Below are 18067 nucleotides of genomic sequence, written 5' to 3'. Positions count from 1 at the left end.
CCGGGCGGCCGGATGCGCACCCTCTATCCCGAGATCGAGCCGCATGACTCCGGCATGCTCGCGGTCGGCGACGGCCAGTCGGTCTACTGGGAAGTCAGCGGCAATCCGGCCGGTAAGCCGGTCGTCTTCCTGCACGGTGGGCCCGGCGGCGGCACCGCGCCGTTCCATCGGCGCTTCTTCGATCCGGCCGCCTACCGGATCGTCCTGTTCGACCAGCGTGGTTGCGGCCGCTCCACCCCGCACCTGGCCGACGGCGCGAGTCTGGAACACAACACCACCGGCCACCTGATCTCCGACATCGAGGCGCTGCGCGAACATCTCGGCATCGATCGCTGGCAGGTGTTCGGCGGCTCATGGGGCTCCACGCTCGCGCTGGCCTACGCGCAGCGACACCCCGACCGGGTGACCGAACTGGTGTTGCGCGGCATCTTCCTGTTGCGCCGCAAGGAGATCGACTGGTACTACAACGGCGCGGCGGGCTACGTCTATCCGGACGAGTGGGAGAAGTTCCTCGCGCCGGTGCCCGAAGACGAACGCGATCAGGACCTGGTCGAGGTCTATCACCGCCTGCTGCACTCGGCCGACGAAGACCTCGCCCGCGAGGCCGCGATCGCCTGGTCCAGCTGGGAGGGCGCGACGAGTTCGCTGCTGCCGCATCCGGATCGGGTGGCCGAGACGTCGGAGCCGCGATTCGCGCTGGCGTTCGCGAGGATCGAGAATCACTACTTCCGGCACGGCGGGTTCCTCGAAGAGGGCCAGCTGCTGCGTGACATCGACGCCATCGCGCACATCCCGGCCGTGCTCGTGCAGGGCCGCCACGACATCGTCTGTCCCGCGGTCAGCGCGTGGGAGTTGCACCGAGCCTGGCCCGGGTCGGTCCTGCATATCGTCGACGACGCGGGGCACGCGGCGAACGAGCCCGGCATCACACATCACCTGGTCGAGGCCACCGACCGATTCGCGAAAGCGCGGACCAGCACGGTGATCACGGCGGGGTCCGCTCTGGTGGACGCGTTGCGCGAGGACATCGACCGGCTCGCGGCCGCCGAACCCGAAGTCCGCGCGGACGCGGAGGACTCGGTCCATCAGATGCGGGTGGCCACCCGCAGGCTGCGCAGCGTGTTGCGGTCCTACGGCAAACTGCTCGCCAAGAAGCCCGCCGCCGCGATGGGCGCGGAACTCAAGTGGCTGGCCGGGTTGCTCGGTGAAGCGCGGGACGCGGAGGTGCGCGCCGATCGGTTCGCCACGCTGCTGGCCGATCATGCCGAGCGAGCCGACCCGGCGGAGCTCGACGCGGTCACCGCGCGGCTGGTCGACGCCGAGCGGGAGCGCTATCGCGCGGCGCACGACGAGGTGCTGACCGCGTTGGACGGCGCCCGCTACCGCGAGCTGCGCGACGAGCTGTCCCGATGGCGCACCGACCCGCCGCTGCGCCACTCACGCGCCGACGCGGCGGCGCCGGACGTCTTCCGGGAGGTGCTGCAGCGCGACCTCGACCGAGTGGAATCCCTGATCCGCGCCGAGCCCACCGTCGATCCGCTCGAACGGGTGGAACTGCTGCACGACATCCGCAAGAGCGCCAAGCGGCTGCGGTATTCGTGCGAGGCGGCGCAGCAGGTCCTCGGCGACGACGCCGCCGAGCGCGGCGTCCGGGCGAAGAAGCTGCAAACCGTGCTCGGCGACCATCGGGACGCGGTGGAGTCGCACGGCGCGATCCTGCACCGGGCGGCCGAGGCCGCGGCGGCGGGCGAGCACGCCGGCCTGTACGAGGCCCTCGCGGCCACGGAGGACGCCGCGGCGGGCCGTGAACTGAGCCGCTATCCGGCCACCGCCGCGGCGCTGTTCGGAGCGGCCGTCATCACGGGGTGATCCGGCGTCCCGGCGTGGAGCCGGTCGAGCCGATCACCGCGTTCGCCGACCAGCAGCGCCGCGGGCGGTGCCGTGACCGGTAGCGGTCGTCCGCAGCCGGCATACGACGCCGGCGCGCGTCCGGAGTCGGCAACTCGGGCCGCCTCGCGTCCGTCGGCAACGCGGCCACCCGCCCGCGGTCGATCAACCCAGCTCGCTGGCTCATAGTCGACAACACGGCCGCCGCGGTGCAAACCTCTGCTCACCGGCACGCTTGCGAGACGAGGTCGTGCACGGCGCGTCCGCCGCTGTCGTTCACGCAGGGTAGGTGAAGGACACCTTCCGCTCCCTCGGGTCGGCCGACAGCAGCCGCACCCGCACGGTCTCGCCTTCCGGCGGTCTCCCCTCACACGGGCCCAGCACCGGCGGGTCGGCGACGAAGACAACGGCGGGCCGGTTGCCGTTGGCCTCGCGCACCACGACGGCGTCGAACGTCGCGCCGGTACGTTGCGCGAGCAGGGTCGATTCGGTCAGGTCGATGCAGGCGCGTTCGATCTTGCCCGCGACGCTGTCGCTGCGCCGCATGGTCTCGGCGGCGCTCCCCAGCCCCTCCCGCACCCAGCGCGGCACCTCGGCCCCCGCGCACCGGGCCAGGCAGATCTCGGTCGCGAACCGGTCCGACAACCGCCGCAGCGGAGCGGTGACGTGCGCGTACGGCGCGCCGATCGCGCTGTGCCGCAGAGCTTCCGGCGCGTGCGGCACTCCTGCCGCGCCGTCGACGACGGTGTAGGAGGCGCCGCGCAGCAAGCTCGTCGCCTCGGACATCAGGACCAGTGCCGCGGGAGTGCCGGTGTCCAGCCGGGCCAGCATCCGGCCGACAGCTTCGCCGTCGGGCCAGGCCACGCCCAGCGCCTGCGCGGTCCGGCGCATCGACTGGATCGCGGATTCCGACGGTGGCGGCATGGTGCGCAGCAGCGCGACCCGGTCCAGCGCGGGCTCGTGCCCGTCCAGCATGATCCGCGCCGCGCACATGCCGGTCAGCAGCGAGACCTGCTCGTTCCAGTCGTCGGCGGCGGTGCGCGGTTCCACCACCAGTCGCCAGTGCCCGTCGGCGTGCTCGTCCTGGACCACGCTTTGCGCGGGCAACCGCAGCCCGATCGCGCCGCGCGCCAGCCCGGCCTCGATGCGCCGCGTGCCGAATTCCGGCAGGGCCGCGATCGAGGGATGCAGCCGACCCGACTCCGCGTCGGCCTGCACGCGGGAGTAGTCGAGCCGGGCACGGGAGCGCACCAGGGCGCGGACAACCGAGTACCGCACCGGTTCGGCCTGCTCGTCGAGTTCGATCGTCCAGAGCGCGGCCGGGCGCGTCCGGTCCGGAAGCAGGCTGGCGGACCCTTCCGACAACGCGGGTGGGTGCAGCGGCACGGTGCCGTCGGGAAGATAGAAGGTCTGGCCCCTGGCGCCGGACTCTTTGGCGAGCGCGCCGTCGGGGAAGATCACGGCGCCCACGTCGGCGATGGCGTAATGCACGAGGAAGCCGCCGGGGCCGCGTTCGATATGCAGGGCCTGGTCCAGATCCATGGCCCCGGGTGGGTCGATCGTCACGAACGGGATGTCCGTGCGATCGACCCGGTTACTCGCGAACGCGTCGACCGCGTCGCGGGCCTCGGCACTGGCCTCGGCAGGGTACGCCGAGGCCAGGCCGAACTCGGACCGGATGGCGCCGAAATCGACCGGCGCCGACACGATCCGCTGGTGGAGTTCCACGCTGCGGCGCCGAGTCCTACTGCAGCGCCAGCATGGAGCCGTTCAACTGGTCGAACGGCCCGTAGACGGTGAACGTGACCCGGCCGTTCGGCACCGAGGACGACACCTGAGCCGCCGCGTCCAGCGCCTCGCCGAAGGAGGCGGCGGACGGATGCGGCAGCCCGGCGATAGCCAGACCGACATGATTCTGGTGCACCCATACCGTGTCGGCGGGACTCAGGTCGACCTGAACCCCGCCCGGCAGCGGGGTGACCGCGACCGCGCCGGCCGACCCCGCACCCAGCACCGCGAAAACCGAAGCGGCGCCTGCGACCAATGCGCCGGCGACCATGGAGCGAACTACTCGCATATGTGTTGAGACCTGCTTTCCCGCGATCGAAGTATGAATGGCCCGGTGCTGCCCCGCACCGGCCCTTACCAACGGCGACTACTTTATGACGTCGATCACGATCAGGGCCAGTTCCGCACGAATCGGACAGCGGAAATTCTCGCCCCGCGACACGACCCGGGCGGCGCTGCTAACGTGGCCCGCCGTGACGGGCGTGGGTTCGCCCGCACGTTTGGAAATGTTCCGCACGTCGACAATTTGGGAGCTCCGCACCTATGTCATCGATTTTGTTCGACTACCTCTTGCCGCTGCTGGGCCCGGAGCAGGCCGCGTACTGGGCGCAGGTTTTCGTGATCAACCCGATCTGACCGCGCGATTCTTTTTCCCACTGCTCGTCGCCTCCCGTTAACCTGACGGGAGGCGGCGGTGGTTATAGGCGGCTAGCATGCCGCTCCGTGACAAGAACTACCGCCGCCATCGCGGCCAGCGCCACCCTCTTCGCCCTGCTCCTCACCGGGTGCGGGGACGACAAGACCAGCAATGCCACCTCGTCCGCCACCACCACGGCACAGGCCGCCGCCCAGGTCGACAGCGTGAAGGCGGGCGCGTTCCTCGTCAGCTTCCGCGGCGCGTTCCCCAAGCTGGCCGAGGGCAAGGACGACGCGAAGATCGCGAGCATCCTGACCGAAACCTGCGGGGACATCAAAGCGGGCAAATCCGAGGACGACGTCGTCAAGAACATCACCAAGCGCGCGGGCGGCGCCACCCAGCCCAGCGCCGAGGAAGCCAAGGCGATCTACCAAATGGCCAAACTGATGTGCTGACCCCCGCGCTATCCCGGCGTGCTTCGCACACCCGCCGAGCTCGCGGAACGCGACCTCGCGCGGAGTCGAGCCGGAGTGCGGAGCACGCGCCGGCGGGCGGACGAGTTGGTCTGTAAGCCGGATCCTGTCCCCGGCCTGAGCCGGGAGGCGGCCATCCATCTGGGCACTCCGTTGCCGGGTACCTCGAGCGGTCCACCCGCAGGCTCGGGCGAGCAGCCCTCGAGCGCCTGCGCAGCCGCACCGTAACCGGTGCGGCCTTCGACCTTGCTCCGGGCGGGGTTTACCGAGCCGCCCCGGTCACCCGGGGCGCTGGTGCGCTCTTACCGCACCGTTTCACCCTCACCGCACGACCGCTAGGCCGTGGGCGGTCTCTTTTCTGTGGCACTTTCCCGCGGGTCACCCCGGGTTGCCGTTAACAACCGCCCTGCTCTGTGGAGTCCGGACTTTCCTCGGCGCCGGGCGGCGGCACAGCCGTGCCCGTTCCCAGCGCCGCGGCCGCCCGACCAACTCGTCCGCCAGAACAGGATACTGGGTACGGTTGATGGCCATGGAACGTGTCGAGGTCGGCTTCCCATCCGGAAGCGAACAGTGCGCGGCGTGGCTATATCGCCCGGACGGCGCACCCAAACCCCGCCCGCTAGTGGTGATGGGACACGGCCTGGGGGCCAATCGGGAAATGGGACTGGATCGGTACGCGCGGCGTTTCGCCGCCGCGGGAATGGCGGTCCTGGTATTCGACTATCGGCATTTCGGCGCCAGCCAGGGCACGCCGCGCCAGTTGCTGAACATCGCGCGCCAGCGCGCGGACTGGCATGCCGCCATCGCGTTCGCGCGCACGCTGCGCGGCATCGACGCGACCCGGATCGCGTTGTGGGGCACGTCGTTCGGCGGCGGCCACGTGCTTTCGGTCGCACCGGACGATGCCTACATCGCGGCCGTGGTCGCGCAGGTGCCGTTCACCAGCGGCCTGTCCTCGGCGTTGGCCAAGGGGCCGATCAGCCTGGTCAAGGTCACCACCATCGCGGCCACCGACCTGCTGCTCGGAACGCTCCGGCGCAAGCCGGTCGGCATTCGGCTGGCCGGACGCCGCGGCGCCGCGGCGCTGATGAGCGCGCCCGACGTACCGGACGGCTTCCGCAGGCTGACCGACGAGAGCGAGACCTACGAGCCGAAAGTGGCCGCGCGAGTGGCGTTCTCGGCACTCTTCGACGCACCCGCGCGGCGCGCGAAGGCATTGAAGATGCCGGTGCTGTACGCGCTGTGCGATGACGATTCCGTCGCGCCGGTGAAATCGGCGCTGCGCGCCGCCGAACGCACCAAGCACGCGGTGGTGAAACGTTATCCCGCCAAGCATTTCGACATCTATTTCGACGAGGTCTTCGAGAAGACCGTGTACGACCAAACCGAATTCTTGGTGTCGGTGCTGCGACCATAGGGCGTTCGCGGCCCGGCCCGGCGGCCGGGCCGCACATCGGTGCCGCGCTCGGTAGATTGCGAAAGAGCACGCGTCGATCGAAACGAGGCACCGATGATCGATCCCTTGATCCTGGAACAACGGCGCGGCCGATTGCTGCACCGGGTACGCGAGTTGCGGCGCGACCTCGCGGCGCTGGCGGACGACTACGGCGCGTTGCCGGATTCCGGGCTGCTGATCGACACCGACGGGATCGGCGCGCTCACCACCCCCGGCTACTGCGTCGCCGGGGCACGCGAAGTCTTCGAAGAAGCGCTGATCGAACTCGCGGCGGCCGCCGACGCGCTCGACCGCGCCGCGGCGTACACGGCCCGGCTGAAACCCGTTGTGCTGGACGGCTGAACCTGTCGGTGCCCGGCGCTACAGTCCGTGCCATGCAGCCCTCCACCGCCGCGATCGCCGAGATCGTGCGTCGGATCGCGCCCCTCGACGAGCTCGAGCGACGGCACATCGACACGACGCTGGCCTGGCTCGCGTCGACCGACGACATCTTCCGGCGGGCCAGACCGGCGACCCCGCCGCGGCACCTGGTCTGCTATGTCGTGCTGGTCGATCCGGCGGCACGGGCGGTGCTGCTGGGCAAGCATCGCCTCGCCGGGTTGTGGTTGCCGACCGGAGGGCACGTCGATCCGGGCGAGCATCCGCTCGATACCGCGCGGCGTGAAGCGGCCGAGGAGATCGGCGTCGAGGCCCGATTCGACGTCAGCGGGCCCGACCCGCTGTTCCTCACCGTCACCACCACGGTCGGCTCGGACTCCGGTCACGAGGACGTCAGCCTCTGGTATGTCATCCGCGGTGACCGCGCCGACGACCATGCCCTGGATCCGCGCGAGTTCGACGGTGAACGATGGTGGGAACTGGACGAATTCACCCTCCACGACACCGACCCCCACTTCGGACGTTTCCGCACCAAGCTCGACATCGCTCTGCGACCCGCCGCCGACTGAGGTCCCTTCGAGTCGACGGCGGCGGCCGATGGTGTCACGATGGCGCGGATGATTGTCAGGCTTGCGCGCGAGGACGACCTCGCCGGTTTTCTCGAACTGGCGGGGCAGGTCGAGCACTGGTTCGGCGCGTCCGCCGACGATGCCGGATTTCGCGCCGCGGTGCTGCGGCACGTGCGGCGCGGTACGGCGCTCGTCGCCCGGTCCGCGGGGGCGGAAGTGCTCGGCGGCATCCTGTTCGGCTCGAACCCGCCGACCTACCGGGTGCATTGGCTGGTCGTCGCGGAACAGGCGCGCGGGCACGGGATCGGCCGGGCGCTGACCACGGACGCGATCCGCCGTTACGTGCCGACTCCCGGCACGCTCGAAGTGGTCACCTTCGGGCCCGACCATCCCGGCGCGGTCGCCAGTGGTGCGCGCGCGTTCTACGAGAACCTGGGCTTCCATCCCGCGGAGGAGGCGGATCCCGGGCCAGAGGGCGGATCTCGGCAGTTCTACCGGCGGCGCGTGTAAGGGGTCAGCCTCGACGGAACGCGCGCCAGAAAATGAAAGCCAGGACCGAGGCGGGAATCGCAGCGAGGACGGGCTTGTCGCGGAGCGTCTCCAACAGGGTGCGGCCCGGGTGCGCCACCGGGCCGGGAATTCCCGCCGCGCCGCGTTCGGCGGCGGTGGCGGCGTCCGCCTGGACTCGTTCGGCGCGCTCGGCCGCGCGTCGAACCGACTCCCCGACCGGCGTCTGCTCACGACTCCCGGCTCCGGCCGCGTGCCTCCCGGTGGATTCCGGCTTTTCCGCCGCACCAGGAGCGCTACTCGCCTGCGCAGCCGCATCGGCCGGAGTCACCGGCTCCGCCGCACCAGTCGTGCGGCCCTCCTGCGCAGCCGCCGCCGCAGACACCGCCGCCGCATCGGCGGTACCGCCAGTCTGCGGGGCCGCACCGGTCGCAATCTCCGCCGAAGACACCGTCTCCGCCGCACCGGGCGCGTTGTCCGCCTGCGGGGCCGCGCCGGTACTCACGGACTCGCCCGCATCAGGCGTGCCGCCCGCCTGCGGGGCCGTGCCGGTCGGAACCTCCCCCGAAGACAGCGGCTCCCCCGCACCAGACGCGCTGCCCGCCTGCGAAGCCGTACCGGCAGTCACGGACTCCTCCGCATCAGGCGTGCCGCCCGCCTGCGGGGCCGTGCCGGTCGGAACCTTCCCCGAGGTCACCGTCGCCGCCGCGTCGGCGGCGACGGTGACCTGCACGGACGCGTCTTCCGAGACCTGCGCCGCACTCCCCGTGGCCGGTGCTCCCGCGCCGCCTTCGTCGGAGTCGCCGGGCGTGCCTGCCGCGCGCCGAGTGGCGCCCGGCTCCGGCTCCCGGCCCCCGTGCGCCGCACCCTCGGCCGGTTGCCCGGTTCCGGCCGACCGGTTACCGGAGACGTCGGCGGTGTCCTGCACGTCGTCGGGTCCCTTGTCCGTGGGCTTGCGCTTGTTCATGGCTGTCTCCTGTGCTCGGCGTCGCGGTGCGGGACGGGCGTCTCGGATGCCGTCGCGGCCCGGATACCCTGCGAAGGGGCGGACAAACGGGACGGCCGCCACGCCATCTCGAATTCCCGTCGCGGGTCGCCAGGGGCCATCGGCCCGCTCACCCCGGTCCGCACGAAGCCATTGCGCAGATACAGCCGCTCCGCGAAGGCATTGTGCTCGGCGAACTCCAAACGGACGACGTCGTGTCCGCCCGCGACCGCCCAGTCGAGCACCGCGCCGACCAGCCGGTCGGACACGCCGGTCCCCCGTGCCCGCGGCGCCACCCACATCGAGATCAGGTGCACGCCACCGTGTTCCGGGTCGAGCATGCCCGCGACGGTGCCCACTTCGGTCCCGCCCGACTCAGCCACGAACTGCGCCCGGTCCGACAGGGCGCGCCGCCAGTCGCTTTCGGTGCGGGCCCGCGCCTCGGCCAGGGTGGTACCGAAGAACTGCGGCGCGTCGGTCAGCGCCGCGAGCCGGACGCGCCGGAACACCGCCCAGTCATCGGGCGCGAGCAATCTGATCCCGAATATCGAAACGTCCATCCGCACGTCTCTACCCGGTCCACGGTTCGTGCACAACGGAATTCGACCACGGCGAGGCGCTGTCACCGCGACATCGGCGACGAGCAACCCGATCCTCGTAACCTCGAACCGGCAAGGGTGTCCGGAGCAGCCGCGCGGGTCGCTTCGTCGGCGCGGCGGGACCGGTCGTCATCGAGCACGGCGCTCATCCGAGCCTGCGCAGTCCGGCGAACTCCAGCCCGGCGAAGGTCGCCACCGCCGCCGCTCCGACGAGTAGGAATGCGACGCCGAGCCCGGTCAACGCGAAGAATCCCGAACCGGCCAGCCCGATCATCCCCGCCGCGGAGAGCGCGTTGACCGTGACCACCGCCCCCGCGTAGCGCGCGGCGACCGCCGGGCGCCGGGCGATCGACAGCAACGCGAGCGCGCCGCCGAGCATGACGACGCCGAACGCGAGGCACCAGCCCGTCGGTACCCCCAGCGGGTCGCGCAGCAGTCCGGCTCCGGCGAGCAACACCCCGCCGAAGATCCCGGTGCTCCAGCCGTCCACGCGCAATGCGGAGCACAGGAACGCGGCGCCGCCGTCGCGGCGAGCCAGGGTGGTGGGTCTCATGTCGTACTCCCGTGGTCGATCCGGCGGGGCCGATCGGCTCCCGGCACCAACCCTGCTGCCCGGAGATGGGCGTCTCAATAACCTCCGAGGTCATGGCCGCACCGCGCGCCGGGATGCTTAGCTGACCGGGTGACTTCGGTGCGGACACAGTCGAGAGCGGGCATCCTGCTGCGGGAATGGCGGCAACGGCGCAGGCTGAGCCAGCTCGACCTGGCGCTGGCCGCGGACACCTCGGCGCGGCACCTGTCCTACGTGGAGACCGGCCGAGCCGCGCCCAGCCGGGCGATGGTGCTGCGGCTGTGCGACACGCTGGAGGTGCCGCTGCGCGAACGCAACACCCTGCTCGTCGCGGCCGGTTTCGCGCCCGCCTACCGGGAGAGCAGCCTCGAAGACGCCCATCTCGCGTCGGTCCGCTCCGCGCTGGACACCATGCTGACCGCCCACGAACCGTATCCGGCGGTGGTCATCGATCGGCTGTGGAACGTGGTGGTGGGCAACGCGGCGATGCGCGTGCTGATGGACGGCGTCCCCGAGCACGTCCGCGCGCCCCGGCCCAACGTCTACCGGCTGGTGCTGCACCCGGACGGGCTCTCGGCCCGGTTGGCCAACCGCACCCAGGTGCGCGAGCTGTTCCTGGAGCGGCTGGCCAGGCAGGTCAGCGCGAGCGGTGACGCGGAACTGACCGCACTCTACGACGAGGTCTCCGGCTACCCCGATCCGCCGGGGACGGAGGCGGAGGCGCGGACCGGCTTACCGTCCAGCCCGTTCGAGGTGCCGATCCGGATCAGCACCCCGGCGGGCGAACTGTCGATGTTCAGCACGATGGCGACCTTCGGCGCTCCGGCCGACGTGACGCTGTCGGAGCTGGCCATCGAATTGTTCTATCCCCTGGACGACTTCACCGCGGCCGCGCTGCGCGGGGCGGCGGCCGCGGCGAAGTCGTGAGCGGACCTCAGGCGTCCAGCATGGACTCGTCCCACTCGCGGTCCAGGTCGGGATCGGCGGCCGACAGCACCTCGTCCAACCGCAGCCCCAGCTCGCCGATGTTCGGCTCGGTCATCATGTTCAGGTGATCGCCCGGCACATCGATCACCGTGAACCTGCGCGCCGCGTACAGCTTCCAGCCGTTGTCGGCGCTGTCGAACATGCTGCCGACGGTCTTGTGCGCCAGGTCGACGCCCGGCGGCAGACCCTCGGTGGCGCGCAGCAGCGTGATGTCGCGCTGGTACGGCTCGAGCTTGTAGTCCAGCATGGCCGAGTAGTTGGCGAAGAACACCTCGTAGAGCCGCCGGATCGCCTGCGGCGAACTGTCGGCGGGCAGGATGCCCGACCGCACCGACTCCGCCAGCATCGCCGCGAACAGATCCTCGGAATTGTGCACGCCGGGCTCGAAATCGACCAGGGCGGAGCGGCTTCCCCGCGCGTACCACAGCAGCTCGAGGAAGAACCACCGGATGAGCTTCTCCTCCGGAATCGGGGTCCGGGTGCGTGCGCGCAGCGCCATGGTGTCCAGCAGCGTCACACTCGAGACCTCGTGCTCGGGCAGCTGGCGGGCCATCTCCAACGCGACGTAGCCGCCGAACGACCAACCCGCCAAGTGATACGGCCCCTTCGGATGCACCCGCCGCACCGCCTGCAGGTACGACTCCGTCATCGCGGGAATGGTCTTCTCCGGGGCGCTACCGGAATCCGCGCCTGCCGCCTGCAACCCGTAGATCGGGCGATCCGGATCCAGATAACGCGCGAGGGCCAGGTAGCACAGCACGTTTCCGCCGATCGGGTGCACCAGGAACAGCGGTGGCTTGCTGCCGCCGACGCTGATCGGCACCAGCGGGTCGAATGTGCGTTGCACGGCGCCCGCCCGCACCAGGGTGGCGATCCCGGCGGCGGTGGGCGCGCCGATGAACGCGTCCAGCGGCACCTCGACGCCCCACCGGCGCGACAGCGCCATCACCACGCGCATCGCCCCGATCGAGGTGCCGCCCGCCGCGAAGAAGTCGTCGTCCACACCGATGGCGCGCAGTCCCGCGTACTCGGCGAGCAGTTCGACCGCCGACCGCTCGTACTCGTCGGCGGGCTCCCGCCGCGCCGACACGGTTTCCGTCGCGTCCTCGCCGTAGGCGCGCAGCGTCGCGTCGTCGCGCTTGCCGCTGGGCGTGCGGGGCAGCTCATCGAGCCAGGCGAACCGCGACGGCACCATGTGCGCGGGCAGCATCGAGCGCAGGTCGTGCCGCAACGCGGCGAGGTCGGTCTGCTCGGGCGCGCCGACCAGGAAGGCGATCAGCGAGCCGTCTATGCCGCCGAAACCGCGCGCCACCACTGCGGCCTCGGTGATGCCGGGGAACTTCTCGACCAAGCTCAGGATGCACAGCTCGACTTCGGCCGGCTCCACCCGGAACCCGCGGATCTTCACCTGGCTGTCGCTGCGTCCCAGGCAGACGATGTCGCCGGAGAACAGCCGGACGCCGAGATCGCCGGTGCGGTAGCGGATTCCGCCCGCGTGCGTCGCGACGAACCGCTGCGCGGTGAGCGCGGGCCTGCCCTCGTAGCCGCGGGCGATGCTGCGGCCGCCGAGATAGATCTCGCCGATCACGCCGTCCGGCACCGGCCGCAGGGCGCTGTCGAGTAGTTCGACGGTGTCGCCGTCGACGGCGCGCCCGATGGGCGGCAGCGCGGGGAACTCGTCGGCCGGACCCGTGAGCGTGAACTTGGTCGCGACGTGGGACTCGGTGGGACCGTATTGGTTTTCCAGCACCAGGCCGGGAACCACCTTGCACAGGGCGCGGATCTCGTCGGTGATGCGCAGCTGCTCGCCGGAGGAGATCAGCACCTTCAGTTCGGTCGGGAACATCCGGTGCGCCACGGCCGCCTCGGCGAAGGCCTGCAAGGCCACGTACGGCAGGAAGAGTCGTTCGATGCCCTCTTCCACCACCGTGGTCAGCAGTTGCTCGACGTTCGATCGCAGATCGGCCGAACTCACCCGCAGGGTGGACCCGGCCGCGAGGGTGGTGAAGATCTCCTGGAACGAGACGTCGAAACTCAACGGCGCCAACTGCAGTGTGCTCAGCAGGCCGGTGCCGGTGGCCGCGCGATTCTGCCAGTCCACGAGAGAGGTCAGGCCGCGATGCGGCATGGCGACGCCCTTGGGCTCGCCGGTCGACCCGGAGGTGAACAGCACGTAGGCCACCGCGTCGGGCGGGACGTGTTCGGGCAGCGCCACTTCCGCGTCGGGCACGGAGTCGTCGAAGAGCGCGGCGGTGTCCAGCACCAAGGCGGCGTCGTCGACGATGTCGCGATAGGCGGCGTCGGCGATCACCCGGTGCGGGCGAGCTCGGTCGATCATCAGATTGAGCCTGGCTCGCGGGTAGCTGACATCCAGCGGAACACACGCGGCCCCGATCCTGGTCAGCGCGAGCACGAGCAGCACCAGCCGCGGGCGGCGCCCCATCAGGATGCCGACCCGGTCGCCCTGCGACACCCCGAGCCCGACCAGACGCCGGGCCAGCCGGTCGGAGCGATCGATCAGCTCGTCGTAGGTGACCGATTCCTCGTCACCGGCCAGGGCGATGCGGGTGGGGTCGAGCGCGGCCGCCTCGGCCACCAGCGTGCCCACGTCGCGGGCGGTCGCGGGGCCGACGCCACGGTCGATCGCCGCGTCCGGGTCGGCGACGATTCCGGCCAGCATGCGCAACTGGGTGAGCGCCACGGTCTCGCACTGCTCGGGGGTCAGCGTGTGGTCGCCGTCCACCCGCAACCACATCCGGCCGTCGCGCGGGTCGGTGGCCGCGGTGACCAGCAGTTGGAAGTTGGTCTCCTCGCGGGCGTCGAAATCGAGCAGGCGCACGCCGTCCAGCACGAGCATGGGCTGGAAGACGTGGTAGTTGACGAAGTTGAACGCCGTCTCGAAGACCGGCCCGCCGTCGGCGAGGATCGACCGCAGCGGGTAGCGGCGGAACGGGTAGGCCTCGCGTTCGCGTCGCGCGATCTGCTCTACCGCCGCGCGCCATGTGGTCGCGGTGCCGTCCAACCGGATCGGCAGCGTGTTGAGGAACAGGCCCGCCACTCGTTCGGCGCCGGCCCGGTCCGGGCGACCGTGGCTCACCACGCCGGTGGTGACGTCCGTGCGGCCGGTCAGCGCCCGCAACGCCAGGCAGTGCGCGGCCAGATACACCGATTTCTCCGGCACCTGGTGGCGCGTGGCGAACGCGGAGACCCGTTCGGCCAGCCTGCGCGGCACCAGCGCCCGCGCTTGCGGCACGCCCGCCACCACCGGCTGGTGCACCCCCAGCGCGGTGAGCGCGGTGGGTTCGGCGCCTTCCAGGGCGGTCAGCCAGTACGCGCGGGCCGCGCTGTCGCGCGCGGCGCTCTGCTCGGCCCGCGCGTACTCGGCGAGCACGGTGGCCGGATGCGGGGTGGCCTCGACTCGGTTGCGAGTCATGCCGATGTGGTGGAGGTAGTCCAGCAGCAGTTCCAGCACCGACGTGGCGACACTCCAGCCGTCCAGGATGGCGTGGTGGAAGCTCAGCACCAGGTCCACCGTGCCGACCGGCTGCTGCGAGCCGGGACGGACGAACACCCGGATCGCGAACAGCGGAGCGCGTGAGATGTCGTACTGGGCGTGGGCCCGCTCCTGGAGATAGATCTCGATCAGATCCTCGCCGTCCGCCTCGTCCATCTCGCCGAGATCGATGATCTCCAGTTCGTAGGGCGGCGCGACATGCACGATCTGCAACGGAACCGAATACCTGCTCAGCTCGAACGACGAGCGCAGCGCGGGTTGACGCCGCACCAGCCGGTCCACGGCATCCCTGAATTGCGAAGCGTCCCAGGGTACTTCGAGCCGATAGCGGAACACGTCCTTGTAGGTGACCGAGTCGGCGCGCTCGATGCTGTGATACAGCATGCCCAGTTGCAGGGCCGTTGCCGGGAACGCGTCCTCGGCCTGGTGCAGCGCGGCGCGGTCGATCAGCGGCACCGTCTCCAGGGGCGCGGCGACGCGGCCACGCTCGTCGTGGCGGTCGTCGCGCACGACGCGGGCCAGCTCCGCGATGGTGGGCGCCTGGTAGAAGGCGTCCACGTCGAAGTAGAGCCCGGCGCGTTCGGCTGCGGTGCGCACGGCCAGCGCGAGGATGGAATCGCCGCCGTGGGTGAAGAAGTTGTCGTGCACGCCGACCGACTCGACGCCCAGCACGGTGCGCCAGACCTGCGCGAGCCTGGTCTCGACATCGGTGCGCGGCTCCGCGCCCGCGACCGGCTCGCCGCCGTGGCCGAGGACGAGCTGCTCGGCGAGGGCGCGCCGGTCCAGTTTCCCGTTGCGAGTCAGCGGAATCCGGTCCACCCGGATCAGTCGCGACGGCACCATGTAGCGGGGCAGCCGGGCCGCCAGCTGCGCGGCGATCTCCTCACCGGAGACATCGGCGCCGACGAAATAGCCGACCAGTTGCACGCCGTGCGCTTCCGAGACCTCGTCCACCACGGCCGCCGCACGCACCCCGGCGCAGCCGAGCATCGCGTTCTGCACCTCGCCGAGGGTGATCCGGTTGCCGCGGATCTTCACCTGATCGTCGAAGCGACCCAGGTATTCGAGATTGCCGTCCGGCAGCCAGCGCGCCAGGTCACCGGTGCGGTACCGGCGGCGCCCCGGCACCGCGCGATCGTCGACGAACGCCGCCGCGGTCAGCTCGGGCCTGCCGCGATAGCCGCGGGCCACGCCCACACCCGCGATGTTCAGCTCCCCCGGCACGCCGACCGGCACCCGGCGGCCGATGTGATCGAGCACGAGCAAGTCGATGTTGTCGATCGGGCGGCCGATCGGCACCACGTCGAGCGGATCGTCGGCGGGGCAGTCGAAATAGGAGACGTCGACGGTGGCCTCGGTGGGTCCGTAGAGATTCACCAGCTGCGGCGCCGACGCCCCGGCCGCGGCGAAGACCGCGTGGAACCGGCGCACGAGCGCCGGGGGTAGCGCCTCGCCGCTGCAGAAGACCCGTCGCACGCTGCCGATGCGGGCGACCGTGGCGGGGTCGGCCGCGAGTTCGTCGACGAACGCGGCCAGCATGGAGGGCACGAAGTGCAGCACCGTCACGCCGTGTGCGGCGATCGCGTCGGCGATGCGGCGCGGATCGCGCTCGCCGCCAGGTTCCAGCAGCGCCACTTTGGCGCCGGTGATCGCCCACCAGAACAGCTCCCACACCGAGACGTCGAAGGTCACCGGCGTCTTCTGCAGGATCACGTCCGAATCGTGTAGTGGGTAGCGTCGCTGCATCCAGGTCAGGCGGTTCACCACCGACCGGTGCTCGATCATCACGCCCTTGGGCACGCCCGTGGAACCGGACGTGTAGATGAGGTAGCTGAGATCCGCTGGATGCGAGACGTTTTCGATACCCCGCGCCGGGACGGTGTCGGCCACCGTGATCCTCGTGACGCCCAGCCTGTCGAAAACCGCTCGATGCTCCGGCCCCGCCACGACGAATCGTGCCCCGCAGTCGGCGAGCACGGTCTCGATACGAGCGGCCGGGAAGTCGGGGTCGAGCGGCACATAGGCGCAACCGGCCCGCAGCGCACCGAAGATCGCGACGAGCATCTCCGTCGAGCGGGGCAGTACCACCGGGACGCATTCGTTGCCGGTCGCGCCCAACGCGTGCAGCCTCGCGGCGAAACCGTCGGCCAGCGCGGACAATTCGGCGTAGCGCAGCGGCTGCTCCCCGGACCCGGCGACCGGTTCGATCGCGATCCGGTCCGGATGCCGCGCGGCCGCGTCGGCGATCAGCCGGTCGATCGTCGTGTACGGGAATTCCTCGCGCGGTCCGGATTCGAACGCGGCGACGGCCGCCTGCTCCCGCCGCGACATCAGCGGCAAGTCCGAGATCGGCGCCTCAGGCCGGTCCAGCGCCGCCACCACCAGCGCACCGACGCCGCGCACGACCGACTCGAACGGGAAATTCTCGTCGAAGACGTCCTTGTCGTAGTAGAGCTGGAGGTTCAGCGAGCCGTCGCGCGCGTGCTCGACGCCGAGGATGTTCAGTGCCTCGAGCACCGTGCCCGGGTTGACGATGTCGAGGGTGCCGAGAATCTTGTCGAGGTGATCCGACGGCGGCATCTTGATATAGGAGTACGCCACGTCGAACAGCGGCGGCGCCGTGGGATCGCTGCTGAGGGCACGTGCCAGGTCACCGTAGGGAAAACGCTCGTAGCGCTTGAGTTCCCGGATCTGCGCGGCCACTTCCGAGGCGACCGCCGACAGCGGCTCGGCGGGGTCGACCCGGATGCGCAGTGGCACCACATTCGTCCGGTGCCCGGCGGTGCGGAAGGTCTCCGCGCTGTGCCGGTTGAGCATCGGGACGCCGATCACCACCTCTTCGGAGCGGTGAATGGTGGTCAGGTAGGCGGCCAGCGCCGAAACCGTGAACGCGAAGACGGAGAAGCCGGTGGCGCGAATGCGGTCGAGAAACGCGGGTTCCACCACCACGCGCCGGCGTCCCCGGTCGACGTTGGGGGTGCTCGCACGTCCGGAGAACAGCGCGGGGACCACTCCCTCGAAGCGACGCACCAGCGCGTCGCGGTCCGCCACCCACTGCGGGGAGGACAGATACTCCTCGTGCTCGGCGGCGATCTCGCGATAGGTCGCCGCGCCGCGGTCGGTCTGCTCGGTGAACGGATCCGGCTCGGCGAGCTGCTCGAGCGAGAGGTCGGTGCGGCTGTAGTTGTCGACCAGGGCGCTCCAGAGCGCGTTCACGCCCCAGCCGTCGATCATCGCGTGGTGCATCGCCACGTAGAGATGGAAGTGGTCGGGCCCGTCGACCAGCGCGGCGATCCGGAACGGCTGCCGGGGCGGGGACGGCGTCACATTGGCCCGGTTCACCCAGTCGCGGCGCGCCGCGGCCGGGTCCGACGCCCAACTGAGATCGACCAGCTCGACCTCGGGTAGCTCGTCGGAGACCCACTGCCAGAAGCGGCCTTCGGAGAACTCGAACCGCAGGCGCAGCGCCTCGTCGGCGAGCAGCGCCCTGCGCACCACGGCCCGCAACCGGTCCATGTCGAACGGTTCGTCCATGAACGCGCAGTAGGCGTTTCGGGTGACCGGCGCCGGGGCATACCGGTAGGCGACCGACAAGACATCGCGTTGGTACGCGCTGACCGGCCAGGCTTCGGGGGGTCTCTCGGAAGTAGCACTCGGTTCGAATGTCACAGTCACTCCTATCGCGACAGTCGCGGCACCGGCCGTGCGCGGATCTA

Annotated in this window: 13 protein-coding genes, 1 other RNA gene and 1 pseudogene; 8 read left to right on the top strand and 7 right to left on the bottom strand. The window is 70.7% G+C overall.

What is annotated here, in order from left to right; translation table 11 throughout:
• Nucleotides 1–12: 12 nt before the first annotated feature.
• Both pip and ACFV2O_RS19435 read left to right on the top strand, forming a co-directional pair.
• Nucleotides 13–960, top strand: a pseudogene (gene pip, locus ACFV2O_RS19440) (prolyl aminopeptidase); the annotation flags it as partial.
• Nucleotides 961–981: 21 nt separating this feature from the next.
• On the top strand, nucleotides 982–1869 hold the full coding sequence (locus ACFV2O_RS19435) for a CHAD domain-containing protein (protein ID WP_379253114.1): 888 nt from the start codon (nucleotides 982–984) through the stop codon (nucleotides 1867–1869).
• Between the two features lie 294 nt (nucleotides 1870–2163).
• On the opposite strand, the gene ACFV2O_RS19430 is transcribed toward ACFV2O_RS19435, so the two are convergent.
• The gene (locus ACFV2O_RS19430) at nucleotides 2164–3615 is read right to left on the bottom strand and encodes an RNB domain-containing ribonuclease (protein WP_379252996.1); all 1452 of its coding nucleotides are present in this window, start codon (nucleotides 3613–3615) and stop codon (nucleotides 2164–2166) included.
• Nucleotides 3616–3631: 16 nt separating this feature from the next.
• Complete coding sequence (locus ACFV2O_RS19425) at nucleotides 3632–3946, bottom strand: hypothetical protein (RefSeq protein WP_228827325.1); 315 nt, start codon at nucleotides 3944–3946, stop codon at nucleotides 3632–3634.
• Nucleotides 3947–4398: 452 nt separating this feature from the next.
• Between ACFV2O_RS19425 and ACFV2O_RS19420 the strand changes: the two genes are divergently transcribed.
• Nucleotides 4399–4767, top strand: a complete 369-nt coding sequence (locus ACFV2O_RS19420) for a hypothetical protein (RefSeq protein ID WP_379252995.1) — start codon at nucleotides 4399–4401, stop codon at nucleotides 4765–4767.
• A 97-nt stretch (nucleotides 4768–4864) separates the two neighbouring features.
• Here the strand turns inward: ACFV2O_RS19420 and rnpB are convergent.
• Nucleotides 4865–5278: RNase P RNA component class A (rnpB, locus tag ACFV2O_RS19415), an RNA gene on the bottom strand.
• A 36-nt stretch (nucleotides 5279–5314) separates the two neighbouring features.
• On the opposite strand from rnpB, the gene ACFV2O_RS19410 reads away from it, so the two are divergent.
• The 4 genes from ACFV2O_RS19410 (at nucleotide 5315) to ACFV2O_RS19395 (ending at nucleotide 7698) form a co-directional block, all read left to right on the top strand.
• A complete protein-coding gene (locus tag ACFV2O_RS19410; protein ID WP_355072799.1) occupies nucleotides 5315–6202 on the top strand; it encodes an alpha/beta fold hydrolase in 888 nt (295 codons plus the stop codon).
• Between the two features lie 93 nt (nucleotides 6203–6295).
• On the top strand, nucleotides 6296–6583 hold the full coding sequence (locus tag ACFV2O_RS19405) for a hypothetical protein (protein WP_355072797.1): 288 nt from the start codon (nucleotides 6296–6298) through the stop codon (nucleotides 6581–6583).
• Between the two features lie 32 nt (nucleotides 6584–6615).
• Nucleotides 6616–7188 (top strand): NUDIX hydrolase, encoded by a 573-nt coding sequence (locus tag ACFV2O_RS19400; RefSeq protein ID WP_379252994.1) that lies wholly within the window; start codon nucleotides 6616–6618, stop codon nucleotides 7186–7188.
• Between the two features lie 48 nt (nucleotides 7189–7236).
• Complete coding sequence (locus ACFV2O_RS19395) at nucleotides 7237–7698, top strand: GNAT family N-acetyltransferase (protein ID WP_355072794.1); 462 nt, start codon at nucleotides 7237–7239, stop codon at nucleotides 7696–7698.
• A gap of 4 nt (nucleotides 7699–7702) precedes the next feature.
• Here the strand turns inward: ACFV2O_RS19395 and ACFV2O_RS19390 are convergent, their stop codons facing one another.
• The 3 genes from ACFV2O_RS19390 to ACFV2O_RS19380 form a co-directional block, all read right to left on the bottom strand.
• Nucleotides 7703–8662 (bottom strand): hypothetical protein, encoded by a 960-nt coding sequence (locus ACFV2O_RS19390; protein WP_379252993.1) that lies wholly within the window; start codon nucleotides 8660–8662, stop codon nucleotides 7703–7705.
• On the bottom strand, nucleotides 8659–9240 hold the full coding sequence (locus tag ACFV2O_RS19385; RefSeq protein WP_379252992.1) for a GNAT family N-acetyltransferase: 582 nt from the start codon (nucleotides 9238–9240) through the stop codon (nucleotides 8659–8661). Before ACFV2O_RS19385 ends, ACFV2O_RS19390 begins: the two co-directional genes overlap by 4 nt.
• A 184-nt stretch (nucleotides 9241–9424) precedes the next feature.
• A complete protein-coding gene (locus ACFV2O_RS19380; RefSeq protein WP_379252991.1) occupies nucleotides 9425–9832 on the bottom strand; it encodes a hypothetical protein in 408 nt (135 codons plus the stop codon).
• 129 nt (nucleotides 9833–9961) lie between these two features.
• Between ACFV2O_RS19380 and ACFV2O_RS19375 the strand changes: the two genes are divergently transcribed.
• Nucleotides 9962–10777, top strand: coding sequence for a helix-turn-helix domain-containing protein (locus tag ACFV2O_RS19375; RefSeq protein WP_379252990.1), 816 nt, complete (start codon nucleotides 9962–9964; stop codon nucleotides 10775–10777).
• A 7-nt stretch (nucleotides 10778–10784) separates the two neighbouring features.
• Here ACFV2O_RS19375 and ACFV2O_RS19370 read toward each other — a convergent pair whose 3' ends face one another.
• Nucleotides 10785–18020, bottom strand: coding sequence for an amino acid adenylation domain-containing protein (locus tag ACFV2O_RS19370; protein WP_379252989.1), 7236 nt, complete (start codon nucleotides 18018–18020; stop codon nucleotides 10785–10787).
• Between the last annotated feature and the right edge of the window lie 47 nt (nucleotides 18021–18067).

It is taken from the genome of Nocardia sp. NPDC059691 (assembly GCF_042733915.1).
In the GTDB taxonomy this organism is placed as follows: Bacteria; Actinomycetota; Actinomycetes; order Mycobacteriales; family Mycobacteriaceae; genus Nocardia; species Nocardia sichangensis.
The sequence above is the reverse complement of the archived record's forward strand: the minus strand, read 5'-3'. Positions and strand labels throughout refer to the sequence as shown.

What these genes read in the sequence shown, in the direction of transcription:
- ACFV2O_RS19425 (WP_228827325.1), bottom strand. Translation starts at nt 3,946, where the DNA reads ATGGTCGCCGGCGCATTGGTCGCAGGCGCCGCTTCGGTTTTCGCGGTG.
- ACFV2O_RS19410 (WP_355072799.1), top strand. Translation starts at nt 5,315, where the DNA reads ATGGAACGTGTCGAGGTCGGCTTCCCATCCGGAAGCGAACAGTGCGCG.
- ACFV2O_RS19405 (WP_355072797.1), top strand. Translation starts at nt 6,296, where the DNA reads ATGATCGATCCCTTGATCCTGGAACAACGGCGCGGCCGATTGCTGCAC.
- ACFV2O_RS19400 (WP_379252994.1), top strand. Translation starts at nt 6,616, where the DNA reads ATGCAGCCCTCCACCGCCGCGATCGCCGAGATCGTGCGTCGGATCGCG.
- ACFV2O_RS19395 (WP_355072794.1), top strand. Translation starts at nt 7,237, where the DNA reads ATGATTGTCAGGCTTGCGCGCGAGGACGACCTCGCCGGTTTTCTCGAA.
- ACFV2O_RS19390 (WP_379252993.1), bottom strand. Translation starts at nt 8,662, where the DNA reads ATGAACAAGCGCAAGCCCACGGACAAGGGACCCGACGACGTGCAGGAC.
- ACFV2O_RS19385 (WP_379252992.1), bottom strand. Translation starts at nt 9,240, where the DNA reads ATGGACGTTTCGATATTCGGGATCAGATTGCTCGCGCCCGATGACTGG.
- ACFV2O_RS19380 (WP_379252991.1), bottom strand. Translation starts at nt 9,832, where the DNA reads ATGAGACCCACCACCCTGGCTCGCCGCGACGGCGGCGCCGCGTTCCTG.